26 protein-coding genes are annotated in these 26,497 nt (G+C 59.3%); 13 read left to right on the top strand and 13 right to left on the bottom strand.

The features are described 5' to 3' along the window. Complete coding sequence (locus tag AKG12_RS21695; RefSeq protein ID WP_052820369.1) at window positions 1–2,205, bottom strand: molybdopterin-containing oxidoreductase family protein; 2,205 nt, start codon at window positions 2,203–2,205, stop codon at window positions 1–3. A gap of 28 nt (window positions 2,206–2,233) precedes the next feature. Between AKG12_RS21695 and AKG12_RS21690 the strand changes: the two genes are divergently transcribed. Next, complete coding sequence (locus tag AKG12_RS21690) at window positions 2,234–3,097, top strand: 23S rRNA (adenine(2030)-N(6))-methyltransferase RlmJ (RefSeq protein ID WP_052820368.1); 864 nt, start codon at window positions 2,234–2,236, stop codon at window positions 3,095–3,097. Between the two features lie 3 nt (window positions 3,098–3,100). Here AKG12_RS21690 and AKG12_RS21685 read toward each other — a convergent pair whose 3' ends face one another. Next, window positions 3,101–4,048: a lysylphosphatidylglycerol synthase domain-containing protein gene (locus AKG12_RS21685; RefSeq protein ID WP_046798838.1), complete on the bottom strand. Its 948-nt coding sequence runs from the start codon at window positions 4,046–4,048 to the stop codon at window positions 3,101–3,103. A gap of 197 nt (window positions 4,049–4,245) precedes the next feature. Between AKG12_RS21685 and AKG12_RS21680 the strand changes: the two genes are divergently transcribed. Both AKG12_RS21680 and AKG12_RS21675 read left to right on the top strand, forming a co-directional pair. After that, a complete protein-coding gene (locus tag AKG12_RS21680) occupies window positions 4,246–5,004 on the top strand; it encodes a ribonuclease T2 family protein (RefSeq protein WP_052820367.1) in 759 nt (252 codons plus the stop codon). A 21-nt stretch (window positions 5,005–5,025) separates the two neighbouring features. Next, window positions 5,026–5,622 carry a glutathione S-transferase gene (locus AKG12_RS21675; protein ID WP_046798836.1) on the top strand — a complete coding sequence of 199 codons (597 nt, stop codon included), beginning with the start codon at window positions 5,026–5,028 and terminating at the stop codon, window positions 5,620–5,622. Window positions 5,623–5,732: 110 nt separating this feature from the next. Here AKG12_RS21675 and AKG12_RS21670 read toward each other — a convergent pair whose 3' ends face one another. Continuing rightward, window positions 5,733–6,389: an outer membrane protein gene (locus AKG12_RS21670; protein WP_046798835.1), complete on the bottom strand. Its 657-nt coding sequence runs from the start codon at window positions 6,387–6,389 to the stop codon at window positions 5,733–5,735. A 350-nt stretch (window positions 6,390–6,739) separates the two neighbouring features. On the opposite strand from AKG12_RS21670, the gene AKG12_RS21665 reads away from it, so the two are divergent. From AKG12_RS21665 to AKG12_RS21645, 5 genes are all read left to right on the top strand, one after another. Then, entirely contained in the window at window positions 6,740–7,528 is a 789-nt protein-coding gene (locus AKG12_RS21665) for an SDR family oxidoreductase (protein WP_052820366.1), read from the top strand. Next, window positions 7,525–9,570, top strand: a complete 2,046-nt coding sequence (gene uvrC, locus AKG12_RS21660) for an excinuclease ABC subunit UvrC (RefSeq protein WP_052820365.1) — start codon at window positions 7,525–7,527, stop codon at window positions 9,568–9,570. The genes AKG12_RS21665 and uvrC overlap by 4 nt, the downstream gene beginning before the upstream one ends. Window positions 9,571–9,673: 103 nt before the next feature. Continuing rightward, a complete protein-coding gene (pgsA, locus tag AKG12_RS21655) occupies window positions 9,674–10,261 on the top strand; it encodes a CDP-diacylglycerol--glycerol-3-phosphate 3-phosphatidyltransferase (protein WP_046798832.1) in 588 nt (195 codons plus the stop codon). Then, complete coding sequence (gene moaD, locus AKG12_RS21650) at window positions 10,261–10,515, top strand: molybdopterin converting factor subunit 1 (RefSeq protein WP_052820364.1); 255 nt, start codon at window positions 10,261–10,263, stop codon at window positions 10,513–10,515. The genes pgsA and moaD overlap by 1 nt, the downstream gene beginning before the upstream one ends. 4 nt (window positions 10,516–10,519) lie before the next feature. Beyond that, the gene (locus AKG12_RS21645; RefSeq protein ID WP_052820363.1) at window positions 10,520–10,987 is read left to right on the top strand and encodes a molybdenum cofactor biosynthesis protein MoaE; all 468 of its coding nucleotides are present in this window, start codon (window positions 10,520–10,522) and stop codon (window positions 10,985–10,987) included. A gap of 61 nt (window positions 10,988–11,048) precedes the next feature. Here AKG12_RS21645 and AKG12_RS21640 read toward each other — a convergent pair whose 3' ends face one another. Continuing rightward, the gene (locus AKG12_RS21640) at window positions 11,049–11,945 is read right to left on the bottom strand and encodes a branched-chain amino acid ABC transporter permease (protein WP_052820362.1); all 897 of its coding nucleotides are present in this window, start codon (window positions 11,943–11,945) and stop codon (window positions 11,049–11,051) included. 61 nt (window positions 11,946–12,006) lie between these two features. On the opposite strand from AKG12_RS21640, the gene AKG12_RS21635 reads away from it, so the two are divergent. Beyond that, complete coding sequence (locus tag AKG12_RS21635) at window positions 12,007–12,558, top strand: CGNR zinc finger domain-containing protein (protein ID WP_052820361.1); 552 nt, start codon at window positions 12,007–12,009, stop codon at window positions 12,556–12,558. Then, window positions 12,555–13,067 (top strand): hypothetical protein, encoded by a 513-nt coding sequence (locus tag AKG12_RS21630; RefSeq protein ID WP_052820360.1) that lies wholly within the window; start codon window positions 12,555–12,557, stop codon window positions 13,065–13,067. Before AKG12_RS21635 ends, AKG12_RS21630 begins: the two co-directional genes overlap by 4 nt. A 96-nt stretch (window positions 13,068–13,163) precedes the next feature. On the opposite strand, the gene ndk is transcribed toward AKG12_RS21630, so the two are convergent. Next, complete coding sequence (gene ndk, locus AKG12_RS21625) at window positions 13,164–13,586, bottom strand: nucleoside-diphosphate kinase (RefSeq protein WP_003502118.1); 423 nt, start codon at window positions 13,584–13,586, stop codon at window positions 13,164–13,166. Window positions 13,587–13,689: 103 nt separating this feature from the next. After that, window positions 13,690–14,385, bottom strand: a complete 696-nt coding sequence (locus AKG12_RS21620; protein WP_052820359.1) for a glutathione S-transferase family protein — start codon at window positions 14,383–14,385, stop codon at window positions 13,690–13,692. Between the two features lie 247 nt (window positions 14,386–14,632). On the opposite strand from AKG12_RS21620, the gene AKG12_RS21615 reads away from it, so the two are divergent. Both AKG12_RS21615 and abc-f read left to right on the top strand, forming a co-directional pair. Beyond that, window positions 14,633–15,679, top strand: a complete 1,047-nt coding sequence (locus AKG12_RS21615) for a GGDEF domain-containing protein (RefSeq protein WP_046798969.1) — start codon at window positions 14,633–14,635, stop codon at window positions 15,677–15,679. Window positions 15,680–15,852: 173 nt separating this feature from the next. Continuing rightward, window positions 15,853–17,736 carry a ribosomal protection-like ABC-F family protein gene (gene abc-f, locus AKG12_RS21610; RefSeq protein ID WP_052820382.1) on the top strand — a complete coding sequence of 628 codons (1,884 nt, stop codon included), beginning with the start codon at window positions 15,853–15,855 and terminating at the stop codon, window positions 17,734–17,736. 65 nt (window positions 17,737–17,801) lie between these two features. On the opposite strand, the gene AKG12_RS21605 is transcribed toward abc-f, so the two are convergent. From AKG12_RS21605 to AKG12_RS21585, 6 genes are all read right to left on the bottom strand, one after another. Further along, window positions 17,802–18,284: a GlcG/HbpS family heme-binding protein gene (locus AKG12_RS21605; protein ID WP_046798826.1), complete on the bottom strand. Its 483-nt coding sequence runs from the start codon at window positions 18,282–18,284 to the stop codon at window positions 17,802–17,804. A gap of 89 nt (window positions 18,285–18,373) precedes the next feature. Continuing rightward, entirely contained in the window at window positions 18,374–18,982 is a 609-nt protein-coding gene (locus tag AKG12_RS21600; RefSeq protein ID WP_046798825.1) for a response regulator transcription factor, read from the bottom strand. Beyond that, window positions 18,979–20,445 (bottom strand): sensor histidine kinase, encoded by a 1,467-nt coding sequence (locus tag AKG12_RS21595; RefSeq protein WP_285277776.1) that lies wholly within the window; start codon window positions 20,443–20,445, stop codon window positions 18,979–18,981. The genes AKG12_RS21600 and AKG12_RS21595 overlap by 4 nt, the downstream gene beginning before the upstream one ends. Before the next feature lie 9 nt (window positions 20,446–20,454). Further along, the gene (locus tag AKG12_RS31095) at window positions 20,455–20,643 is read right to left on the bottom strand and encodes a hypothetical protein (RefSeq protein ID WP_285277775.1); all 189 of its coding nucleotides are present in this window, start codon (window positions 20,641–20,643) and stop codon (window positions 20,455–20,457) included. 163 nt (window positions 20,644–20,806) lie between these two features. Then, window positions 20,807–22,744: an EAL domain-containing protein gene (locus AKG12_RS21590; protein ID WP_052820358.1), complete on the bottom strand. Its 1,938-nt coding sequence runs from the start codon at window positions 22,742–22,744 to the stop codon at window positions 20,807–20,809. Between the two features lie 113 nt (window positions 22,745–22,857). Next, window positions 22,858–24,069, bottom strand: coding sequence for a GGDEF domain-containing protein (locus AKG12_RS21585; protein WP_046798823.1), 1,212 nt, complete (start codon window positions 24,067–24,069; stop codon window positions 22,858–22,860). A gap of 308 nt (window positions 24,070–24,377) precedes the next feature. Here AKG12_RS21585 and AKG12_RS21580 point away from each other — a divergent pair, with 308 nt between their 5' ends. After that, window positions 24,378–25,304, top strand: a complete 927-nt coding sequence (locus AKG12_RS21580; RefSeq protein ID WP_052820357.1) for a Gfo/Idh/MocA family protein — start codon at window positions 24,378–24,380, stop codon at window positions 25,302–25,304. Between the two features lie 31 nt (window positions 25,305–25,335). Here AKG12_RS21580 and AKG12_RS21575 read toward each other — a convergent pair whose 3' ends face one another. Beyond that, window positions 25,336–26,364, bottom strand: a complete 1,029-nt coding sequence (locus tag AKG12_RS21575; protein ID WP_052820356.1) for a sensor domain-containing diguanylate cyclase — start codon at window positions 26,362–26,364, stop codon at window positions 25,336–25,338. Between the last annotated feature and the right edge of the window lie 133 nt (window positions 26,365–26,497).

Genomic DNA, 26,497 nt, shown 5'->3' with positions numbered 1-26,497 from the left:
TCAGTCTTTGCGCAGCCAAACCTTGTTGTCATGGAAAGCCGCGCCACCATAGGGGGCAACGGCATCGGCGCCGGTGAGAACATTGATGCCCTCGCCATCCAGATGCGCCTTGTTGGGCCACAACCCTTCGGCAATCAGCACGCCTGACCTGGCGCCCTCAACAATCTTCGCATGGAGGCGTACTTCGCCGCGTGCATTGCCAATGCGGACGACGTCGCCATCGGCGATACCGCGACCGGCGGCATCGTCGGCACAGATCATCAATTCCGGGCGGCCTTCCTTCTGTACGGAGGTTTTGGTTTCCGCGAAGGTGGAGTTCAGGAAATTACGCGCCGGCGATGTCGCCAGTCGGAAGGGATGATCCGCGTCGGCAACCTCGATGACATCCACCTGATCCGGGAATTTCGGAAACTCGGATACCGGCCCCATGACACCGATATTTTTCGGCGGTTTGTTCGGAGACGGCCCCGTTGCCCAGTCCGGGCTGAACCGGAACTTTCCGTCGCCATAACCAAAGCCCTCGAGATAATGCGCCACCTCGAAAGACGGCTGCGCATCGATCCACTTCTCCTCCGCCAGCGTGTCGAAATCACCCCAACCGCTGACTTTCAGCATGCGGTCGACATGGTCACGGGCCGAAAGGCCGAAACCCGGCATATGATCGACGCCGAGGCGTTTCGCCAGTTCCTCGATGACGAAAAGATTGGTGCGCACCGTTTCCGGCGGCTCCACAAGTTTGGGCCCAAGCAGAATATGGTTCTGGCCGCCGGCGCGGTAGATATCGTCATGTTCGAGGAACATGGTGGCCGGCAGCACGATATCGGCCATATCGGCCGTCTCGGTCATGAACTGCTCATGCACGGCGACGAAAAGATCGTCGCGCAGGAAACCCTGCTTTACCAGCCGTTGTTCGGGCGCGACATTGACGGGATTGGTGTTCTGGATGAGCAGCGCCGTCACCGGGCCGCCGTGGCGCAGCGCATTGGCATCGCCCGTCAGCACGGGGCCGATCTGCGACTGATCGAGCTGGCGCACATCGGGGTCGGCATAGGCCGTTCCCATCAGCTCCGCCTTGTTGAGCCTGAAAATATCACCGTTATTGTGGAACGCGCCACCACCCTCATATTGCCAGGAGCCGAGCACGGTGGCGATCGACAGGGCGGCGTGCATGGCGACCGCGCCATTGCGCTGGCGGGCAAAACCGTAACCCAGCCGGAAGAACGTCTTTTTCGTCGTGCCGACAAGCCTTGCGAAATCCTCGATCTCGTCGACGGAAAGGCCTGTAATCTCCGACGCCCATTGCGGCGTCTTTGTCTTTAGATGCGCTTCCAGTCCTGCCGGATCGTCGGCAAAGCGCGCCATATAATCGCGGTCGGCATAACCATCGCGAAAGGCAATGTGCATGATGGCGCAGGCGAGCGCTGCATCCGTGCCCGGGCGAACAACGATGCGCATATCCGCCTGCTTCATCGTCGGATTGTCGTAAATGTCGACGACAACGATCTTCGCGCCACGTTCCTTGCGGGCTTTCACCGCATGGGTCATGACATTGACCTGCGTGGCCACCGCATTGGTGCCCCAGATGACGACGACATCGGCCTTGCCAATCTCGCGCGGATCGGGGCCACGCAGTGCACCGGTGCCCATCACGTAACCCGTCCAGGCCATGTTGGTGCAGATCGATCCGAAGAAGCCGGAATATTTCTTGGCGTGGCGCAGCCGTTCGATGGAATCGCGCTGCACCTGCCCCATGGTTCCGGCGTAGAAATACGGCCAGATGGCCTCTGCGCCATGCCGGGCTTCCGCCTTGACGAAAGCATCCGCCACCTCGTCCAGCGCGGCTTCCCAGGAAATCTCCTGCCAGTCTCCGGCTCCTTTGGCGCCCTTGCGGCGCTTCGGGGTCAGCAAACGGCCGGGATGATAGATGCGCTCGGAATACCGCGCCACCTTGGCGCAGATCACGCCGGCGGTGTATGTATTGCTATTGGCGCCGCGCACGCGGCCGATGCGGCCTTCCGCATTGATATCGACCTCCAGCGCGCAGGCGCTCGGACAGTCATGCGGACAGACGGTGTGGCCAACGCGGGCTTCAGTCTTGTTGGTGGCTTTTTCAGCGGAAATCGGGGTCGCAACGTTCATGGCTTTTGTATATTGCATCAATGATGCGGCCAAAAGGCCGAAGTGACGTCCATCAAGAATATTCATCCTGACCATCTGCAAGCGAGACCCATCCATGAACTACCGCCACATCTATCACGCCGGCAATTTCGCGGATGTTCTCAAACACGCGGTTCTCGCCCGCCTCGTGCGCTACCTGCAGAACAAGGACAAGGCGTTTCGGGTGCTGGACACCCATGCAGGCATCGGGCTTTACGATCTTACCTCGGAAGAGGCGCAGAAGACCGGCGAATGGCAGACCGGCATCGGCAAGCTGGTGGAAGCCGACCTGCCTGCCCCCATTGCCGAACTGCTGGAACCCTATCTCACCGCCGTGAAGGAACTCAATCCGGAGGGCGGCATTCAATTTTATCCCGGCTCGCCAAAACTCGCGCGCATGCTGTTTCGTCCGCAGGACCGGCTTTCAGCCATGGAACTGCACCCGGATGATGCACGTGCCCTGTCGCGCCTGTTCGAGGGCGACTATCAGGCGCGCGTCACCGAGCTGGATGGCTGGCTATCGCTCGGCGCACATCTTCCGCCTAAGGAAAAGCGAGGCCTCATCCTCGTCGATCCGCCTTTCGAGCTTGAAAACGAATATCAGCGGCTGGCCGATGGCCTGAACAAGGCCTATCGCCGCTTTTCCACCGGCACCTATTGCCTGTGGTATCCCCTGAAAAAAGGCGCGCCGATCAAGGATTTCCATGAAAGGCTGCAATCCTTCGACATTCCAAAGATGCTGTGCGCCGAGCTTTCCGTGAAAAGCGACCGGCTGGAGGGCCTGAGCGGTTCCGGCCTCATCATCGTCAACCCGCCCTATACGCTGAAGGACGAGCTGCACACGCTCCTGCCCTTCCTGAAAACGGTGATGGCGCAGGACCGCTACGCCTCTCACCGCGCCTTCTGGCTGCGCGGCGAGGAAAAGCCGGAGGAGGACTGAGGGTTACCTCAGCCCTTCACGCTTCTGCGCCTGGGCAAGCTGTGATCGCTCGAAGAACAGGATCACGAACAGGGCCATGATGAACGGAATGATGAGGTAGAACAGCCGGAAAACCAGCAGCGCCGCGATCACGTCTGCCGGGTTCATATCCGGCAGACCGGTGACGAAGACCAGTTCCAGCACGCCAAGCCCGCCCGGCGCATGGGAAATCAGCGCCGCCGAAAAGGAAATCAGGAAAATCCCGAGGATAATCATGAAACCCGGATTTCCGGCCTCCGGCAGGGCGAAATAGATGATCCCCGCCGCACCGATCAGCTCGATCGGACCGATGACCAGCTGTTGCGCCACCAGTTTCGGTGCCGGATAGGGCAGGAAAAACGAGCGGATTTTCAGCGGTTTCAACTTCAGAAGACTGCCAAGCACGTAAAGGCCGACGATAACAAGCAGCAGGATGCCTGTTGTTGTGGAGGCCTCGACGGGAAGAATGCCGGTGAAGCGTTCGGTGATGTCAGGCTCGTAAAGCAGCACCATGCCAATGAGCATGATAGTTCCGATGATGAAGGTGAAGGAGCAAAGGCCAACGAGAACGCCGACCTCGGCAGCGCTCAAGCCCTTGGACGTGTAGGCGCGGTAGCGCACCACGGCGCCGGAAAACACGGAGGCGCCGACATTGTGGGAAAGCGCATAGGTGGTGAAGGATGTGAGCGTGATGAAGAGCCAGTTCACCTTGCGACCGAGATGCTGGAGCGCAATGCGGTCGTAGCCGGCAAGCGCGGCATAGGCCAGCAGCGTGGCCATGCCGGAGCACACCCAGTCTCGCACACGGATGGCCATGAAGCTTTCCCAGAGATCATCGAGCGAAAGACCGCGCAGCTCATGATAAAGCAGCCAGGCTGAAAACCCGATCGTCGCCAGACCAACGACAGGCCAGATATATTTCTTAAATCTCATGCGGTCATGCCGCCTAATTCCTCCAGCTTCACCCCAGCCCCCTTCCGTCTTTCGCGGAAGATTCGCCAGAGTCTATTCGTTATGCGGCGAAGCTTTCAACCTTTTTGCCCGTTTGCCTCGTTCACAAATTTATGTAAGACCGATTTGTCGCCAGCAGGCGATATGAGGTCTTCCATTTTCCGGAGAGCGTGCACGGAATGAAGCGTTATGCCGGTTTCATCGCCTTCGGTCTTCTGTCGCTTGCGGCCCTTTGGTTCTCGCAGGAAAAACCCGCCTCAAACAATTCCTCGAATGGCTGGACCATGTATCCCCCGTCGCAACCCGCCGGGCACTCCCAGCCCGAAACTTCCCGGCGTGACACGGTCACCAACCCCGCCCCTCGCGGCACGGGTTTTGATTTTTACGTGCTGTCATTATCCTGGTCTCCGGCATTCTGCGCCAGTTCAGAAGGTTCCGGCAATCGCCAGCAATGCGGCAGCGACAGGCGTTACGGCTTCGTCGTGCATGGGCTCTGGCCGCAAAATGAAAACGGCTATCCCGAATTCTGCAAAAGCGGCGAACCGGACCGTGTGCCTGACGCCATCGGCCGCACCATGTTCGATATCATGCCCTCCATGGGGCTGATCGGCCACCAGTGGCGCAAACACGGCTCCTGTTCCGGCCTGTCGCAGAAAGATTATTTTTCAGTGACGCGGGCCGCCTTTGAAGCCGTGACGCTGCCGGGCAAGATCGCCTCGGGCGCGCAAGCCGCCACCCTTTCCGCCGACGCCATCGAAACCGCCTTCACCGACGCCAATCCCGGCCTGTCGAAACGCGGCATCTCGATCAGCTGTGATGGAAAGCGCCTGGAAGAGGTACGGATCTGCCTCAACAGGGACATGACATTCCGCGACTGCCCCGAGCTTGACCGCAAAGGCTGCCGCGCCGGCTCCACCGAAATCATCCCGATACGCTAGTCAACCCCATAGGACCCAACCATGGAACTGCTTTATTCGCCCGCATCCCCCTATTCCGCCAAGGTGCGCATGGCCGCCCGCCATCTCGGCATCGAGATTACCGATGTGCGCGTCGACGCCAGCGCCGAGCCCGCCACGCTGATGGAGAATAATCCGCTCGGCAAAATCCCGGTCCTGCTGCTGGATGACGGCGGCTCGGTTTATGACAGCGTGGCGATCATGCATTATCTCAACCGTCTTTCCGGCGGCAAGCTGTACCCGAAAAAGGACGGCAAGCGCACGGAAGCGGAAATTCTGGAAGCGCTTTGCGACGGCATCATGGATTGCCTGTTGGCCATCGTTTACGAGCGCCGTTTTCGCCCGGAAGACAAGCTCCATCAGCCGTGGATCGACAAGCAGTGGAAAAAAGTGGTCCGGGGCCTCGACCATCTGAACGCGAACCTGCCCAAGACCGGCAAGAAGCTGCATGGCGGCCATTTCGCCCTGGCAGCGATGATCGGTTATCTCGACTTGCGTTTTGCCGGTGAATGGGCCGAAGGACGCGATGCGCTGTCACAATGGCCAGAGACTTTCGGCAAGCGCTTCGAAGCCTATGCGGAAATGAAGGCAGCCGCCTGAGGCGAAGCGGAATGGTGCCCGGCCCACGTCGCCGGGCGCTCCCGACAGGCCAGAAAAACAAAAAAGCCGGGGTTTGCGCCCCGGCTTTTCCTTTACCGATCCGTGAAGGATCAGAACTTGACGCCGATACCGGCCTTGACGGAGTGATCGTCGAAACCGCGCGAGAATGCGCCGGAGTCGAGACCGTAGTCCTTCTTCTGGTAGTCGCTGTAGCGATATTCCAGACGGGCGGTGATGTTGTCGGTCACCATGGCTTCAACACCGGCACCGACGGTATAACCGAGGGCAGTAGCGCTGTCCTTGGAGGTCGCGTCACGCACCTTGTTGTCGGAGACAGCAAGACCGGCCGTACCATAGAGCAGGAACGGGTTCATGTCGTAACCGACGCGGCCACGCAGCGAGCCGTTGACGCCCTGCTTGCCTTCGATGGCATTGCCGGCAACCGTACCGGCAGAGCCCTTCTCGTCGCCCAGGTTCACGTCTGCTTCAGCACCGTAAACGATCTGGCCGCTCTGCATGTTGTAACCACCGTAGAGGCCGCCGCCGAAGCCCTTGGCATCACGGCCATCATTGCTGGAGCTGAAACGGCCCCAGTCATAGTTGACCGTACCACCGAGGTAAGCGCCGGACCAATCCTTGACCGGTGCGGGCTGGTCGTAGGACACCGGTGCCTGCGGCACTTCGTTTACGGCGTCAGCGGCGTAAGCAGCCGAAAAGCCGGCAGCTGCCATGGTCGAAGCCATAAGGGTTGCTACGAAAATACGCATGCTATTCTCCTTTCAGGACCGCTCTGCACTCAAAACATTGTTTTCAGACGCGGTGTAAAAATCGTCGGGTTAATCGCCCCTCTGGAAACTGAACTTGATGGGAGAATGCGGAGATCAAAGAGCCAAAATGTGAATTGTTTGGGGCAGAGACGTGACTAGAATTAGACGTTGCCTAATTGCCACAAGGGTTTTATTAACCCTAATAGAAGCCTAATCAGCAATAGATCGGCTTTAAACTTAGTTATATTTAAATTAAATCAAAATTGCATTGCGAATAAAAAATCGCCCAATTCTTTTAGGGCTGACGGACAGCTTGCGATTTGCATTTATATCCAGCACATAGGGCGTGTATGAGCAAATGCAGGTCCGCCGTGAAAGAAGATATACAAAAGACAGTCTTGATAACCGGAGCCGCCCGAAGGCTTGGGCGGGCGATCGCCACCGATATGGCCGCCCATGGCTTTGCGATTGCCGTCCATGCCAATGAATCGATGGCGCAGGCGGAGGAATTCGCTAACGAAATAAGGCAAAATGGTGGCAAAGCCGTTGCCGTTCAGGCGGATTTGACACAATCTGCGCCGACAATGGCGCTTGTCGAACAGGCCTCTTCCGCCCTCGGCCCCATCGGCGTCGTGGTCAATAATGCCTCGGTTTTTCTGGACGACAGCGCGGATAAACCCGATCCGGCGATCTTTGATACGCATTTTTCCGTGCATGTGCGGGCACCGTCCCTCATCGCCGCTGCCTTTGTGGAGCAATTGCCTGTCGATAAATCCGGTCTGATCGTCAATATCATCGATCAGCGCGTGCTGGCGCTCACACCACGTTTCTATTCCTATACGCTTTCGAAATCCGCCCTCTGGACTGCGACACGAACGATGGCGCAGAGCTTTGCGCCGCGTGTGCGGGTGAACGCCATCGGGCCGGGTCCCTCCTTCAAAAGCGAAAGACAGGCGCCCGAGGACTTTCAGGCGCAGATCGACGGCCTTATATTAAAGCGTGGTCCTGAACCCGACGAGTTCGGGCGGACGATTCGCTTTCTTTATGATACGCCGTCGGTCACCGGACAAATGATCGCGCTCGACGGCGGCCAGCACCTTGGCTGGGAAACCCCTGACGTGGCGGAGATACCTGAATGAACGGAAAGAAGCTGCCTGATGGCGGTATTCTCTTCGATGAAACCGACGACGAAGACGACGATGCAGGCCTTGCCGCGACAGAAGCGGCGGAGGCTGCGCGCGACGCCGTGGGCATGGACTGGAATGCGGGCTGGAAGAACGAATCCGGCCTGAAGGGCATGGACCTCATCGGCGAATTCGTCAAACACCTGCCCAACTCGCCGGGCGTCTATCGCATGTTCAACGAGGCCGGTGACGTTCTTTACGTTGGCAAGGCGCGCTCGCTGAAGAAGCGTGTGGGCAACTATGCCCAGGGCCGCGTGCATTCCAACCGCATCGCCCAGATGGTGCGTTTCACCGCCCATATGGAGTTCGTCACCACCCGCACGGAGACAGAGGCGCTTCTGCTCGAAGCCAACCTCATCAAGCGCTTGCGGCCGCGCTTTAACGTGCTTTTGCGTGACGACAAATCGTTTCCCTATATTCTCATCACCGCCGACAATCGCGCCCCGGCGATCTTCAAGCACCGGGGTGCGAGGGCGCGCAAGGGCGATTATTTCGGACCCTTTGCGTCGGCCGGCGCCGTGGGGCGCACAATCAATTCGCTGCAACGCGCCTTTTTGATTCGCACCTGTACCGACAGCGTTTTCGAGACCCGCACGCGTCCCTGTCTCCTCTATCAGATCAAGCGCTGTTCCGGCCCCTGTACGCATGAGATCAGCGATCAGGGGTATGCGGAACTCGTCAAGGAAGCCAAGGATTTCCTGTCCGGCAAGAGCCAGAGCGTCAAGACCGCCATTGCGCGGCAGATGAACGAGGCGGCCGAGGATCTCGATTTCGAGCGCGCCGCCGTCTATCGCGACCGGCTGGCGGCGCTTTCACATGTCCAGAGCCACCAGGGCATCAATCCGACCGGAATCGAGGAAGCGGATGTCTTCGCCATTCATCACGAAGGCGGCATTTCCTGCATTCAGGTGTTCTTTTTCCGCACCGGCCAGAACTGGGGCAACCGCGCCTATTTCCCCAAGGCCGACCCCTCCCTGCCCGGCTCGGAAATCCTCAACGCGTTCCTTGCGCAGTTTTACGACGACAAGCCGGTGCCGAAACAGATCCTGCTTTCCGAAACCGTGGAGGAGCAGGAGTTGCTGGCCGCAGCACTCGGCGAAAAAGCCGGGCACAAGGTCACGATCAGCGTGCCGCAGCGCGGCGAGAAAAAGGACATTACCGACCATGTTCTTGCCAATGCCCGCGAGGCGCATGGCCGCAAGCTGGCGGAAACCTCTTCGCAGGCACGGCTGCTGAAAGGTTTCGCAGAAACCTTCAGCCTTCCCTATGTGCCACGCCGCATCGAGATCTACGATAACTCACACATCATGGGCACCAATGCCGTGGGCGGCATGGTGGTGGCGGGACCGGAAGGTTTCGTGAAGAACCAGTATCGCAAGTTCAACATCAAATCGACCGACATCACCCCGGGTGACGACTTCGGCATGATGCGCGAGGTGATGACCCGCCGTTTTTCACGCCTGCTGAAGGAAGAGGGCAAGCCTGACCGCGAGCGGACCCCAACACCGGAGGAAGCCGCCGACATGCCCTTCCCCACGTGGCCGGACGTGATCCTGATCGATGGCGGCCAGGGACAGATGACAGCGGTGCGCGCCATCCTCGATGAACTCGACATTCGTGACTGTGTGACCGCCATCGGCGTTGCCAAGGGTGTGGACCGCGATGCCGGCCGCGAACGCTTTTTCGCGGATGGACGCAGCGATTTTTCCCTGCCGCCACGTGATCCCGTGCTCTATTTCATCCAGCGCATGCGCGACGAAGCCCACCGTTTCGCCATCGGCTCACACCGGGCGCGGCGCAAGAAGGAAATGATACGCAATCCGCTCGATGAAATCTCGGGGATTGGTCCCGGTCGCAAGCGCTCCCTGCTGCAGCATTTCGGCACGGCGAAGGCGGTTTCGCGCGCCGGCCTTAATGATCTGATGGCCGTCACCGGCATTTCCGAGGCGGTGGCGCGGCAAATCTACAATCACTTCCACGAGAGCGGCGGCGATTGATACCGCACCGTCGTGGCGAACTGCTAAAAAAACATAATCACATGTTGACCCTATGCGTCAGGGGCGGCATCAAGACAGCTGATCTTTGACTGACAGGTTTCCCATGGCTTCGCGCGCATACAGCATCCCCAATCTTCTGACCTATGGCCGCATCCTCGCGGTTCCTGTCATCGTTTTGTGCTTCTTCATCGAGGGCAAGCTGGAAAGCTCGGATTTCGCGCGCTGGACGGCGCTCTGGCTGTTCATCATCGCCTCGCTGACCGATTTCCTCGATGGTTATCTGGCCCGCATCTGGAACCAGACTTCCAATATCGGCCGGATGCTCGACCCGATCGCCGACAAGCTGCTGGTCGCCTCCGTCCTGCTGTTGATGGCCGCAGACGGCACTATTGCCGGATGGTCGCTGTGGGCCGCCATCACCATTCTCTGCCGTGAGATTCTGGTGTCTGGCCTGCGTGAATATCTGGCGGCGTTGAAGGTCAGCGTTCCCGTTACGCGCATCGCCAAGTGGAAGACGACGATCCAGATGGTCGCCATCGCCTTCCTGCTGGCCGGCCCGGCGGGCGACAAGGTCCTGCCCTATACGACCGAGATGGGCATTACGCTTCTCTGGCTTGCGGCTGCGCTCACCATGTATACCGGTTATGATTACTTCAAGGCCGGTCTCAAGCACATCGTGGACGAAGACTGATGACACGGATCGTTTATTTCGCCTGGGTGCGTGAGAAGATCGGCACCGATGAGGAGGAGCTGGACATCCCCTCCTCCGTCACCACGGCCGGTGAGCTGATCGCCTGGCTCACAACCCGTGGCGAAAATTACGAGGCGGCTTTCGAATTTCCGGATGTGATCCGCGTTGCCGTCAATCAGGAACATGTCGAGCATGACGAAAGCATCGTCGGCGCGCGCGAGATCGGTCTCTTTCCGCCAATGACCGGGGGATGAGCGGATGCAGAAAGCCGTGCAGCCGACGATCCGCGTACAGGCCGGGGATTTCGACGCCACTGAGGAAACCCGCCGGCTGACGCAAAGCGACAAAAGCATCGGGGCGGTGGTGGCTTTCACCGGGCTTTGCCGCGACGATGGCGGCGCGCTTGCGGCGCTGGAGCTTGAACATTATCCCGGCATGGCAGAAGCGGAAATCACCCGCATCGCCAAACTCGCCATCGAACGTTTCGGCCTTCTTGGTCTTACCGCCATCCACCGTCACGGCAAGATTGCCGCCGGCGAGAATATCGTTCTCGTCATCGCCGCCTCCAGCCACCGGCAGGCGGCCTTCGACGGCGCAAATTTCGTGATGGACTATCTGAAGACCTCCGCCCCGTTCTGGAAGAAGGAACATGGCAAGGATGGAGCGGCGCGGGACTGGGTATCAGCCAAGACGACCGACGATGCGGCGAAGGACAGGTGGCGGTAATCCATCGCCTTTTCCGATGTTTCCGAACGGAGAACCGGAGTCCGCTTTTCCCGGAAATGCCTCAAGGCGCTTCCACCCTGCTACGCATGACGATCAGCCAGCCGACCAGAAGCGCCAGTACCGCCGCATCGCGCCAGACAATTGGGCCATAACCGGCCCATAGAGTTTCCGCAAATCCCACCGCAGCGGCCCCCAGGCCGCAGATAAGCGGGCTGGCATAACCACCCGCCGCCGAAATCAGCACGATCTTCAGGCCGAAGACGAGACCGGCACCAAAATCCATGGTGCCGTAATAAAAGGTGGCCAGCACCCCGGCAATGGCGGCAACAAGTCCTGCCGCGCAATAGGACAGCAGGAACACCCGGCCCGCATTGACACCGCAGAACGATGCCGCAAGCGGATCATCCGAAACGGCTTTCCATCGTCTGCCGAAAGCGGAACGGCCGAGATAAACGGACCCTGAGAGGACGAGCAGTCCAAACGCCGCCGTGTTCAGCATCTGCATCGGCGTCAGGGTCACGGCAAAGCCGCCATCGCTCCAAAAGCGCAGCGGTTGCGACAAAAGCGGCGGCAGCCATAATTGCCGGGTGCCGGCGGCGAGCCTTGCACTTTCGGTAAGCGCAATCAGCACGCCGATGGAGGCGACGGTCACCGCGTTGGGAGAGGCTTTCGCCAGCGGTCGCATCACCGCCCTGCCGACGAAACCCGCAGCCCACAACCCGCCGAACAGGCCCGCCCCAGCCCCAAGCGCCAGTGTGGCCGGCAGAACCAGCCATAGCCGGTTCCAGCCGAAATCGGCAAATAACAGGCAGGTCTGGCCGGCGAAGGCGAATATGGCGCCATAGGTGACATCGGCACGTTTGGTGACCGAAAAGGCGATGGCATAACCGAAGGCCAGAACCGCATAGAGGGCCGCAACCGGCACGGCATTCAGCAATTGTTGCAGGAAATAAGCCATGCGCATCCTCCCAGCATTATTATAACTGTTAAAATGCGCTTTGACAGTTATAATATGCGGCATGACCTTTCGCTGGACAGCTCACCGTTTCGCAGGCGGCGCATTGGCGCTTGATGTCGCCAATAGTGTGATCCTGCGCTCAGACGCCGCAAAATCGGTTGACCGTTTTGCTGCGCCCGAACAGATCGCCACTTTTGCCGAGGCATCGACACGGCTTGGCGCGGAGCGCGACAGGTTTCCCGCGCTCAACGCACCCGAAGCGGAGCAACGGCCAATCCTTCTCAAGCTTCGAGAGGCGATCGACGATTGTTTTCGCTCTTCGATCATGGGTGCCGGCGATGATGACGCCAGGTTGGCGGATCTTCTTTTCGCCTGCGGCACGGCCTTGCGCGCCTTTCCGGCGGCCGAAAATCTCGGCAACGCCACTGCCCACTCCGCCCTGTCGCTGCTTGCGGCAGAGACACGGGAACGATTGCGGATCTGCGGCAATTGCGGCTGGCTGTTCATCGATCGCAGCAAGAACAGAAGCAGGATCTGGTGCGACATGGCGGTGTGCGGCAACCGGCAGAAAGCCAGCCGGCATTACCACCGGACAAAGGAGGCGCGCACATGAACAGGATCGCCCTTCCATTGCTGGTGGTTGTGGCCACGCTCGGTCTTTCCGGCTGCCAGCGCGACGAACCGCGCGAGGTCGCGAAGATTTCAGGCCGGATGTTCGTTTTCAACTATCGCGTGGCGATTGCTACCTATCTGGTGACCCTGCAGCGCGTTGCACCCATTGCCGACGGCAGCACGGTGGAGGCCTCATTCGAAAATCCCCGAGGTGGTCCCGATCTGACGACGAGCGACAGGATTTTTCCAGTAGACGAAAAGATCACCGTTCAAAGCCCGCCGGTCGAGTGCGTGAAGCAGGATCGGCCCTACAAAGTCACCATCCGTATCAAGGGGCCGGAGGGCGATATTCTGCAGACGATCGAGACCACGATTCACTCCGACACGGACCAGTCGCTTCTTCCCGCCAAACCGCTGGTGGTCGGGCCGCTCTACACCCCCAATCCGGAGGTGTTCAAACCTGACGGTACGACGGATATGCGGCCGGTTCAGGGGTGTCCGGCATCTTGAACAAAAAACGGAGCCTTTCGGCTCCGTTTCCTCGAGTCTTTTCAGCGGCTTCGTGCGATCGCCTGCAACAGCGATTCAAGCCGTTGATATTTTGAATCAGCCGACGATTTCGGTTTCGGCGAACCAGTAGGCGATTTCCTGTGCGGCGGTTTCCGGAGCATCGGAACCGTGAACGGAGTTTTCGCCGATGGAGAGCGCGAAGGACTTGCGGATGGTGCCTTCAGCAGCCTGGGCCGGGTTGGTGGCGCCCATGATTTCGCGGTTCTTGAGGATGGCGTTTTCGCCTTCCAGAACCTGAACGATGGTCGGGCCGGAGGTCATGCCTTCAACGAGTTCGCCGAAGAAGGGACGCTCTTTGTGAACGGCGTAGAAGCCTTCGGCTTCGCGCTTGCTCATCCAGACGCGCTTGGAGGCGACGATGCGCAGGCCGTTGTCTTCAAATACCTTGGTGATCGCGCCCGTCAGGTTACGCTTGGTTGCGTCCGGCTTGATCATCGAAAATGTGCGTTCAATCGCCATGTGTCCGTTTCCTTTTCCTATATAGAAAGTGGGCGGTCTTTACCCGCCCAAAGGCCCGAAAACAAGGGGGATAGACCATATTGCGATAATGGCGCGAGACATTTCACGCCGCTGTCACACTGCGGCCTCTTGCATCATAGAGATCAAGGCAGCCTTCGAACCAGTCCCGCACCGGGTCATTATCGGAAAACAGATCGGCGCCGGTGGTGATCCTTGCCCATTGCAGCGCGCCGAACACGATGTAATCGGCAAAAAGCGGCGACGTGCCGCCGATAAACGGCTGGAAGCTCAACATGCGGCGGATCGGCGCCAGCAATGCCGGAAAGGCCGCGATTTCCGCTTCGCGGTTCGCCGCTACATCCTCAAGCGGGCGGCCGAGCGCTTTCGTCCTGCTGTCACGGAAATAACGGCGATCCGGCTCATCCAGCATATTGTGGATATCCAGCAAGGCGATACGGGTAATAGCCGGGTGAAGCACCGTCTGTGACCAGCTTTCAACGAAGCGGGCCATTGCCTTGCCGCCCTCCCCGTCAAACAGGGACGGCCGCTCGGGATAGGCGTCATCCAGATAAAGCGCGATTTCGAAACTGTCGCTCACCAGCTGCTCGCCGTCGCGCAGGATCGGCACCGTCCTCGAAAAACCGTCCTCAACCGTCGGTATGACCGTGAAGGGCAAAGGGCGCTCCTCGAAATCCAGTCCCTTATGCGCCAACGACAGCACGGTTTTCCAGCAATGGGGAGAAAACGGCCGGGAAATGTCGCTTCCACACAGCGAGTACAAGGTTCTGGAGTTTGTCATGGGCAGCACCCTTTTTGGCTATATCGATGCAGCGATATAAGAACGGCAATGGCCTGAAATCAAATCAGCATTAATCATGTTATCGATCAAAAGCCATAAGCACCCCGCCGGACGGGAATTCTGGCATCAAGGTGACGAAAACAGCCCGCGAATTTAGTCTATTTTAAACCGTCGCGTGTAGGAGTAGCCGCATTCGGAAACTGAATATTTCGATGAATTCACAAATACTATCTTTTTGGGGCTGACGGTGACGACATCTGCTGGCGATAAAAAACGCGAACAGTCAAAAAACGGTCTTGTCGTTACCAAGATCACGCAGTTCATCGCCAGGATGAATATTGCTCCGCTGCCGCGCAATTACGAATTGATCTATGAAATATTGTCGGGGCACAACCCGGCCATGGGGCGCGATATATTGGCCCTTGGCAACGCGCCGCAGCAGCATGAAATCGATATTATCGGCCAGAGACACAATCTCCCCGGCTTTTCGAAGATCGAGGCCGAGGAGATGGCCAACGAGGCCTTTGAAACGCTGAATCAGATTTCAGCGCGGCTGGAAGCCGGCGTGCAGCGCGCCGAAACATTCATCGCCAGCCTTGCCGAGGAAAATCATCAGGAGCCGCCGGCAACCGAGCGGCTCGCTCGATTGATGGGCGACATTCATGAGGAACAGACGAGCCTGCGGCACTTCATCGCCATGGGGCTGATGAAGATCCGCGAGGTTGAAAAACGCCGGGCCGAACTGCAGGCGAGTTCCGTGCGGGATGCATTGACGGCGCTTCCCAACCGCGCGGCTTTCCTCGAAAAACTCGCCGACCTTTTCGCCGGCGATCAGGCGGCGTCCGCCACCTCGCTGATGCTGCTCAACATTGACCGCTTCCGCGAAATCAATGGCAAATATGGCGCCAGCGCCGGCAACAAGGCGCTGCGGCGGTTTGCGGCGCTCTTCCGTAAGACCATCAAGAAGGACGATTTCGTTGCCCGCATCGGCGGCAATGAGTTCGCCTTTCTGTTTGCCAACGTCTCGCAAAATACCGCCGAGGCGATTGCCGAAAGGCTGCGGCAAAGTGTGGAGGCGCTGCGCTTCGTGACCAGCGAAGGAGAAGGCGAACATCTGACGGTTTCGATCGGCGTCGCGGCGGTGGATGGCACCGCCACGCCCGCCGAATTTTTCAGCCATGCCGAACTTGCATTGCTTTCGGCACGCTGCGGCACGCGCAACTGCGTTGTCGGTTACTCCCGGGACCTGGCCCAGCACAGCCGCAGCAGCTATCTGGCCCAGCTCGGCTGTTAGAGCATTTCCCGTGAAAATGCATCGTGGTCTTGCGCCCGGAAAACGCGCAAAACCAAAGATTGCGCGCAGGCCCAACAATTCCGCCTAAACCGACGCGCTTCAAACGCCCATATATGATCCGATGTGGCGCGGGCGCTCTTGCCTTGGCCACGCAGTTCGGCCAAAACGGCGCCATGATTACGATTACCGACCTTTCCGCCCGCATCGCCGGGCGCCTGCTTCTCGACCATGCCAGCGTGGCGCTGCCCGCCGGCGTGAAGGTGGGTCTCGTTGGCCGCAACGGCGCCGGCAAATCCACCTTGTTCAAGGTGATTACCGGCGATTTTTCGGCCGAAAGCGGTTCGGTCAGCATTCCCAAACAGGCGCGCATCGGCCAGGTGGCGCAGGAAGCGCCGGGAACGGAAGAATCACTGATATCAATCGTGCTTTCCGCCGACAAGGAACGCAGCGCCCTTGTGGCGGAGGCGGAAACCGCGACCGATCCGCACCGGATCGCCGAAATCCAGATGCGGCTCGTTGATATCGATGCGCATTCAGCCGAAGCCCGCGCGTCCAGCATTCTTGCCGGTCTCGGCTTTAACCACGAGGCGCAGCTTCGCCCCGCCTCCTCCTTCTCCGGCGGCTGGCGTATGCGCGTGGCGCTCGCCTCCGTGCTGTTTGCCGAGCCAGACCTTTTGCTGCTTGACGAGCCGACCAACTATCTCGACCTCGAAGGCACGCTGTGGCTGGAGGAATATATTCGCCGCTATCCGCATACCGTCATCATCATCAGCCACGATCGCGACCTTCTGAACAATGCCGTCAATTCCATCGTGCATCTGGACCAGAAGAAGTTGACCTTCTATCGCGGCGGTTACGACCAGTTCGAGCGGCAGAAGGCCGAAAACGACGAATTGCAGATGAAGGCCAAGGTCAAAAGCGACGCTGCGCGCAAACATCTGCAAAGCTTCATCGACCGCTTCCGCGCCAAGGCCACCAAGGCGCGGCAGGCCCAGAGCCGCATCAAGGCGCTGGAGCGCATGGGCACCGTTGCCGCCGTGATTGAGGACCATGTTCAGCCAATCACCTTCCCCGAGCCGGAAAAGCAGCCCGCCTCACCCATCGTCGCCATCAATGGCGGTGCCGTGGGGTACGAGCCGGGCAAATCGATCCTGAAGCAGCTCAATCTGCGCATCGACAATGATGATCGCATTGCGCTGCTCGGCTCCAACGGCAATGGCAAATCCACCTTCGCGAAATTCATTTCCGGCCGGCTTGCCCCGCAGGCTGGCGATCTTCGCACCGCTCCCGGCCTGAAGATCGGTTTCTTCGCGCAACACCAGCTGGATGACCTCGTGCCGGACGAAACGCCGGTCGAACATGTGCGCAAGCTGATGCCGCTGGCGCCTGAAGCGCAGGTGCGCTCACGCGTGGCGCAGATGGGCCTTGCAACGGAAAAGATGGCGACGGCGGCAAAGGATCTATCCGGTGGCGAGAAGGCCCGGCTGCTGATGGGGCTTGCCGCCTTCCATGCACCGAATCTGCTCATTCTCGACGAACCGACAAACCATCTCGACATCGACAGCCGCCGGGCATTGATCGAGGCGCTGAATGATTATAACGGCGCGGTCATCCTAATCTCGCACGACCGGCATCTCATTGAAGCGACGGTGGACCGGCTGTGGCTGGTTGCCGACGGCACCGTCAAAACCTTTGAAGGCGACATGGAGGAATATCGCGACATCGTCGTCTCCTCCGGCAAGAAAAAGGAAGACAGGACCGAGGCCGCTCCCGATCAGGCGTCGAAGGCAGATCAACGCAAGGCGAATGCGGAAAAGCGCGCGCAGCTTGCGCCGCTAAAGAAAAAGATCAACGAAATCGAGTCCCTGACGGCGAAGCTTGAGAAAATGATTCAGGCGCTCGACACGGAACTGGCAGACCCCGCGCTTTACGAAAAGGCGCCCGCCAAGGCCGCACAGAAGGTCAAGGAACGTGGCGAGGCGGCTGCCAAGCTTTCCGACGCCGAAGAGCAATGGCTGATGCTTTCCGGCGAATATGAAGAAGCAATGGCGGGATGATGCGCGACAGCGCGGGCCGAATTCCGGCGGCTTTCCCAGAAGCCGCCGGATTTATCTGACGCTGCTTACTTGGCGCCGATGGCGTTGAGGCCTTCACGGGCGCATTCTGCATCAATGGCGCCCGAGGGCGCGCCGCCGACGCCGATGCCGCCGACCAGGGCATCACCGATCTTGATCGGCAGGCCGCCTGCCTGGATGACCATGCGCTCGTCCATATTGCGCAAACCATCATTGGCCGGCTTGGAGGCGATGAAATCCGCGATCTCGCCAATATCGCGCCCGAGCGATGCGGCGGCGAAAGCCTTGCCGGTTGCGCTGGAGACCGTATGCGGGCCGGAATTATCCGCCTTCAATACCGTCTTGGTGGCACCGTCGCGGGTGACTATGGCAACGGTGACGGCATTGCCCTTTGCGACACAGGCCTGCAGTGCAGCCTTGGCTGCCTTCTCGGCCATTTCAAGCGGCAGATAAGGAGCTGTCGGCAGCGTCTGGGCCAATGCGGCAGCAGGAGCGAGCAGAACGGAAGCGATGAGAAGATTGCGGATCATGAAAAGGTCCTCTTGGCTGATGAGGACTTCAACCTAGGCAAATAAAACGCGGCTGCGAATCCGTAAGCCTTGCCGGGTGGTCAGTAGTTCTACCGATCTTCGCCGGCTTCCAGCCACAGCCTTGTCATTTCCGCCTGCGAGGTCGTGCCAAGCTTGAGCCCGATGGCGGCGCGATGACTGTCGACCGTGCGCGGTGACAGGCCGAGCCCATCGGCGATCTGGCGGGTGGTGAAACCGAGTGCGATGCGTTCCAGTATCTCGCGCTCACGCGCGGTCAGAAGCGACAGAAGCGCCACCGTTTCCGCCTGCAATGCCCGTGCATCCAGCGTGCGGGCAAGTGTGCGGTGCGCCTTCTGTATCGCGTCGATGAGATCCTGTTCATCCACGGGCTTCGACAGAAAATCCACGGCGCCGTTGCGGAAGGCGCGGCGGCAGGCTTCAATATTTCCATGGCCGGAAATGATGATGACCGGCCAGTCGATGCCTTCCTCTACAAGCTTTTCCTGAAGCTTCAGGCCGGTAATGGCCGGCATTCGGATGTCGAAGATCAGGCATCCCGGCTCCAGACCCGGCAAATGGCTGAGGAAAACCGTCGGATCAGCAAAACCCTTTGCCTTGATGCTGACCGTGGACAAAAGCAATATCAGTGCTTTGCGCACGGCATCATCATCATCAACCAGATAGACGGGCAGCGTCATGTTTTCGTTGCCTCCATCGTGACTGGCAGGACGACGCGGAACAAGGCGCCGTTTTCCTGCTCGACTGAGAGTATTTCGCCGCCGGCGCGCTCCACCAGCCGCTGGCTGAGCGCGAGACCAAGTCCCATGCCGTTGTTTTTGGTGGTTGCGAAGGGGGTAAAAAGCCGGTCGCGCAATTGCGGTTCCACGCCGGGGCCGTTATCGGCGACTTCGAACAGGGCAAGATCGCCCTCGCGGGTGAGCGTCGCAGTGATTACACCTTTCCCCTCGGCACCGGCCAGCGCATCAAGGGCATTACGCAGCAGATTGAACATCACCTGCTCCATTTCTACCGGATCAACCCGAACCAGAAGCGGCACCTCTGGCTGCCGGATATCTATGACGACCTGTTGGCGCGCCGCCTCACCGGTCAGAAGTGCATCGACATTACGCAGCGCAACGCGCAGGTCATGGGCCGTGGCCGGATGGCGATGCGGCAGCGACCAGTTGCGGAAACGGTCGAGCATGTTGGCGGCGCATCGCGCCTGCTCGATCATATCATCCAGCGCACCGGAAAGCGTTGCGACATCCTGACGGGCGAGAAGCCGTCGCCCGGCCTGCGCCTGCGCCAGGATTGCCGTCAAGGGCTGCGTCAGCTCATGAGCAAGGCCGCTCGCCATCTCCCCCAGCGCATTGACCCGCGAGGCATGGGTCAGTCTCGCCTCCATGCCGCTCAGCTCTGCCCGCCTTTCGGCTGCGCGTATACGCGTTCTCTGCCTCGCCATCACGATGCCGAACACAAAAAGGATGCTGGCGCCGGCCAGCACCGCCAGCAGGGTGCGGCCCGGCAGAAGTTCACGCCAGGTGATGGGAAGCGCCACTTCCAGAAGCAGCGGCTGGCTGGCACTGCTCAGCTGCCGGGCATATTGCGGCTCTACGGGCAGTTGCGGCGGGCCGTATAACAGGGTGCCATCCGGCATTTTCAGGCGGATCACCGCCCGTTGCGCCAACCAGAAGGGGGCATCGGATGCCAGCAGCCGTGCCGCATCGACGGCCAGCACCAGCGCCTGCCGTGCCGTCTCGCTGTTGGGGCTGCGCTTGACGATGAGATAATGGCCAGGCCTCAGCGTACTTGCCAGCAATGCGGGCTTGCCCGTAAACACCGATGCCGCGTTGCGGATATCTGCCGCCAGTTCATTTTCCAGCGGTCTGGTGCCAGCTGCAGGACCACCCTCCGTCAACGAGACCAGCTGGACTTCATCGATACGCGGGTAAAATTGCAGAATGGGTGCGGCGATGGCAAGCAGCAGGCCGTGATCCGATCCCTGTTCCGCCTGCGCCACCGCCGAAAGCGCCGTCACATGCGCATCATGCTGATCCGCCCGGCGCGTAGCCTCAGCCTGCAAGGCGTCGCTCTGCCGCTCCAGTTCGCCAAGCAGGCTGACATATTGATAGACCGCCAGGGCGGACACGACCGCCACCATCAACAACAGTCAGACGATGATCACCCTGAGAAACGGCCAGGTGGCCGCAGGACGTAGATCGCCCGATGGTGGTCTATGGCCGGATACGGCATCGGCGATGGTGCGCAGCGATTGCGTGACGCTGCCCGCGCCTGCCCTCATTGCCTCCGGCGGCGATTTGCCGGAATGCCTGTTCCATGCGTCGTTGTTTTCAAGCATCTGTTCGCTCGCTCGACCGGAAAACACGGCCGGAACATTGGTTCGTCATACAACCACTCAGCACAGACTGGCCAAACATTCAATCCGGCTGAAATAGGCTCCCCTGCCGCTTGCGCTGGAATACGCTCATGTCATGCTGCGTCGTAAGCCTTTCGGAAACGCTCTAGGCGCATTCCCTGCGAGGCTGCAAACGATCGAGCGGTACAGCGGGCGAATAGAGATAACCCTGACCGAAACGGATGCCCATCTGCATGAGAAGCCGGCTCTGCTCCTCCGTTTCTATGCCTTCCGTCACCAGCTTGGCGCCGTAACGCTCAGCGCTTTCGAATGCGAGCGCGATGGCGTCCTTGAAGCGGGACTGATTTAGCCTGGAGGTCATCCAGTGGTCGATCTTGACCTCTTCGAAGGGGAACCTCGCAAGCAGAGTGAGCGCGGCATAACCGGTGCCGAAATCATCAAGCGACAGCCGCACGCCTGCTTCGCTCAGCCTGTCGAAATTCTGCTGCACGATGTCGATCGCCGGTACACGGCTCATCTCCGTCACCTCGATCGACAGCCGATGCGCAGGAACCGCCATTTCACCCAGGAACGCCACGACCCGGTCTCCGAAACGCAGGGTCGAAAATGACGAGGCGGAAATATTCACCGCCAGATGAAAATCCGGCTCAAGGTTCCGCAGATTGCTGAGGTCGCGGACGACCGCCTCGATCGTCGACCACTCGAATTCCACCAGCAGACGGTGGCGCTCGGCAATCTCCAGCACGTAATAGGGCGAAAGCGCCTGCCCGCGCACATCGGTCGCCCGCAGAAGCGCCTCGGCGCCGATCATGCGGCGATTGTGCATTTCAAATTTCGGCTGATAACATATGGGCGGCCTGCCGGATTTGATCCAGTTGACCAGCATCTGCCGCACCCCTTCGTCCCGTGTCGCTTTCTCGGCGAAGGAAAAGGGGAAAATCTGCACCGGATTATCGCTTCCTTTCAGCGCCAGGCTGAGATGCCTGAGAAAGGACGCCACGTTCTGCCGGGAAAGCATGTCCAGATTGGCCGCGCCGATCTTCAGATGCGGCACCGGCCCCGCCTCCGCGGACCGGCAAAATGCGCTCAGCCCGTCATGGAGATGCATCATCAGTCGCGCGCTTTCAGACTTTTCCAGCGAAACTCCTTCGATGACCACCGCAAGCGTCGTATCGCCGAACATGAAGCTGCGCGGTGCATTGGAGGGCGACAGCAGGCTGTTGTCGCCGTCGCATACTTCCCGCGCCAGTCGCGGCCAGAAAAGATCGGCCCAGTCCTCGCCTTCGCAGGCGGCGACATCGGAAATATTGACGATCTCGATCAGAACGAGAGCATGCGGAACGGCCGGCTCGTGCCGCATCGCCGTTTCGATATGGTCCTTGAGGGCGCGCCTGTTGGGCAGACCCGTCAATGAATCCGTCCGGGCGGCGGTTTCGCGTCTCCTCACCTCTTCCCGCGCCCGCGCTTCGCTGCGCAGCACAACGAACAGACAGACAATCATCGGCAGACCGACGACTGAGCCGAAGATGCGTCGCCCGAGACCACTGAGATACAACTCCTGATCTATCAGGCTGAGAATATAGAGTACAGACAAGGCGAGCAAAGCCGCGGAAATCCTGACCGCGAATACACCGGTCATCTCCCATATACCGAGTTCAGCAAGACGACGCCTGCGTAACCAGCCATACATCATGATCCCGCAAACCGAGATGATGCTCATATCCAGAAGGGCGGCGCCGAAAAGCGAAGGGCCGCCGAACGCAAGGCGTCCAGCGGAGACGAGCACCAGGCTAATCAACCCGCCTTGCCAAGACCCCAGCACCCCGGCCAGGAAAAGCAGATCGGACCGAATATAGGGTTTGGAAGGCAGCTTGATGAATTCGGACACCAGCAACGTCAAGAGAAACCCGGTCGCACCGAATACGATGCCGTAGTAGATCTTATAACGCGGATCATCGAGGGCTATGTCTCGCCGCAGAAGGATCAGCACGGATACCATGCCGACGACGGCGGCCGCCTGTAGCAGCAGGAATGGAAGCTCGGCGGCAGCGGCCGCCGCCTGAACGGCGATCAATTCCATCATCTGCAAATCCCCGGTTATTATTGGTTCCGCCGCCGGAATTCCGGCGTTCGCCTTTCACAATTCCCGTATCTGCGAGGACGGACTATAACACATAGCCCGCCGCCACGGCCGGCCTATATTGCGCCCGCAGTTCGCATCCCGGCAAGATTCTCCGGAGCGGCAATCGCTCCGGACTGCGCGGCGGCCAGCACCAACCTGTCGCGTCCCTGGTGCTTCGCCTCGTACAGTGCTTCATCCGCGCGGTTCAGCATGTCCTGTATTGTCTCCAGGCCATCGTCGGAAACGGCTATTCCGAGACTGACCGTGACGACAGCCTGTCCGTCCGGGCGATTGGGGTGAGGTATCGCCTCCCCCGACACCGCCGATCTTAGCCTTTCACCAACGGCAAGGGCTGCGGATACGACGCAATTGTCGAGCAGGACCACAAATTCCTCGCCGCCATAACGCGCAACGAAACTTCTGTCACCATCATCCCTGCGCAGGGCGGCGCGCAGCCTGCCAGCAATCGCGCGCAGACAGTCATCACCAGCCACATGCCCTTCTGAATCATTGTAGTTCTTGAAATAATCGACATCGAGGAGAATGAGCGCCCGTGGCCTGCTGGTGCCGGAAATCTCGCGCGCTGCCTGATCAAAACTGCGGCGGTTGCGAATACCCGTCAGTTGATCGGTATTGGAAAGCTGCTGCAGGTCCCGATTGGCGCTTTGAATTTGTTGAAGCAGCAGCTTTTCGCGCAGCGAGGCCAGATAGTCCCGCCTTTCCACCTGCTCGATACGATAGGCCGCAAACAGCGAGACGGCGCTAATTCCGACGGAACACATGATCGCCGGCAGCTTGGCCACTTCGCTCGTCACGGTGACATATTCCATGCCGATAATGAAAACCACCATGCAGCCGACCGTGCCCATGACCGCAAGCGGAAACGGTTGGCGATGGATCGTATTCATATAGAGAATGACCGTGACGACGCCCATGTAATATTCACTGGCCGACGAGGTCCGCGCATTGGCATAGATGAACATGAGCGATGCGACGACCATCATGCAGCCCAGCGCGTGAAGGGCCTCGTGCGCCACCGCATCCGGCCGCATCCCGATCGCATAATACCGTGCCGGAAAATAAAGGAACAGAAGCGGGGTGACGAGAAACAGACGGACCGTCACATCCAGCCAGATGATGTCAGGCACGAGCGTCACATCCACAAGCAGGTAAAGATTGTAGAGCACGACGCCAAAAATCAAGGCATATGTATTGAACTGACGGCTGCTTTCATTGACTCTCTGAAGGAAGCCGGACGAACGGTCATTTCCAAATAAAACCACCATGCACCTGCTGTTGGAAAATTTATTCAAGCGAAATCTAAAATTATTACCGATGTTCACTGAATATACATGAAAAATCAGACTTTGAACTATCTGAAAATATAGATAACACTTAAAAATCCAAAAAATATTTACATTTCTCAAATACTACATATTCCAGAAATACTAAACCCGAAAAATATGTTATGGAATTACAGTCTAAAAAAAGACGTTCCGCCCGGAAACGATCACCTTGCTCCTTCGAGCGTTTCTGCTAAAAACTTGTAAAAATCACACTTTATCCCATGCAGCACTCAGACGGGTTCCACTTCATGTCAGCCACCAAGCTTGCCATCGTCGGCGTCGGAAAAATCGTTCGCGACCAGCATCTTCCCGCCATTGCAGGCAATCCGGATTTTGAATTGATCTGCACCGCAAGCCGTCACGGCACCGTGGACGGCGTCGCGTCCTATGGCACAATCGAGGCCATGCTGGAGGCTGTGCCTGATATCGATGCCGTGTCGCTGTGCATGCCGCCGCAATATCGCTACGAGGCGGCTTACGCGGCGTTGAATGCCGGCAAGCACGTCTTCCTCGAAAAGCCGCCGGGCGCGACGCTTTCCGAGGTGCAGGATCTCGTCCGCCTTGCGGATTCCAAGGGACTTTCGCTGTTTGCAAGCTGGCATTCGCGTTACGCGCCGGCGGTGGAAGCGGCCAAGGCGTTTCTGGCTTCCACAAAAATCGACAGCGTGCATGTAATCTGGAAAGAGGATGTGCGCCACTGGCACCCCAACCAGGCATGGATCTGGCAGGCGGGTGGCCTTGGCGTTTTCGACCCCGGCATCAACGCACTTTCCATCATCACCCATATCCTGCCCCGCGCGCTGTTCCTGACCAAGGCCACGCTGGAATTCCCGGAAAACCGCGACGCGCCGATCGCTGCTGAACTGCATTTTTCCGACGTGACGAAAATGCCTTTGCGTGCCGAGTTCGACTGGCGCCAGACCGGCAAGCAGAGCTGGGATATCGTTGCCGAAACGGCCGGCGGACGAATGGTGCTTTCGGAAGGCGGCGCCAAGCTCTCGATCAACGGCGAAGACAAACTCACCGCGCCCGAGCGGGAATATCCAGCGCTTTACGAGCGTTTTGCCGAGATCATCAAGGCGGGCCGCTCAGACGTCGATCTTGCGCCGCTGACGCATGTCGCCGACGCCTTCCTGCTTGGCCGCCACAAGTTCGTGGATTCCTTCTACGACTGAGAAGCCGAAAGAATTTCGGACGAAAGATGTATCAAAGGGCGCGGCTGACGAAACGGTCGCGCCCTGATTTTTTTGCCTGATACAGCGCCTCATCGACGCTGCGCAACAGCGTGGCGCGATCCGCGCCCGCCTGCGGGGCAATCGCGCCGCCGATGCTGAGACGCGCGCCGACCGCCTGTCCATCGACATCGAAGTTTTCGCGGAAGGCGGCCAGAAGCCGGTCCGCCATGCCGTTCATCACCTCAGAGGTGCCGGGATGGGGCATGAAAATGGCAAATTCGTCACCACCCATGCGCACCACCGTATCCCCACTGCGGATCGCGTTGCGGATGCGCGCGGCGGCGACGGTCAGCACCCGGTCACCCGCCGGATGGCCGAACGTATCGTTGATCGTCTTGAAGCCGTCCAGATCGAGATAAAGCACGCCGAAGGTCTCGTTTTCCCGCAGAGCCGCGCCGAGCTGGCTATCGACAATCGCCTCCAGCGCCTTGCGATTATAAAAACCGGTCAGCGGATCGGTCATCGCCGCATCGCGCAATTCGCGCTCGGCAAGGCTCATGGTGAAGTTGGCCTTCTGGAGACGCAGGAGTGCAGCCGCCAGCAGCGCGAAATGCTTCAGATTGTCAATTTCGTTGTGGGAGAATTTTCTCGGCATCGTATCGACGAGGCAAAAGGCGCCAACGACAAGACCCGGTTCCAGCTCGATCGGCGCGCCGGCATAGGAACGCAATTCCGGACCGCCTTTGACATAGGGCATGAAGCGGAAATCCGGGTGCTGGGTCAGATCGGAAATGACGACCACGTCCTGCCTGGCAATGACGCGGGTGCAGATCGACAGATCGCGCGGGCATTCCGACAGCTGCATTCCGGCCTGTTCGGCGATATGGAGCCAATCCTCATCGATGATGTGGACAGCCGCACGCGGGACGTCAAAGACGCCCTGCCCCAATCGAGACAAAACTTCCAGTTCCGGCATCTCGGCATTCTTGAAGGACATGATGGACCGCACCGCGACCAGACGCTCCATTTCTCCGTCCGGCCTTGAAATCGCCTGCCCCATGATGATGTCCTTCCGCTGTTTCGGCCGTGCCAACGCCACCCTCAGCAACCCGCCGGGCGGATCAGACGGCCATGCGTTCGATTCGGCCCATCATGCAAAAACCGGCAGGCGACGCCACATGCGAATTTTTGCC

The sequence above is a fragment of the Agrobacterium sp. SUL3 genome (assembly GCF_001263295.1).
Classification (GTDB): domain Bacteria; phylum Pseudomonadota; class Alphaproteobacteria; order Rhizobiales; family Rhizobiaceae; genus Agrobacterium; species Agrobacterium tomkonis.
The sequence above is the reverse complement of the archived record's forward strand: the minus strand, read 5'-3'. Positions and strand labels throughout refer to the sequence as shown.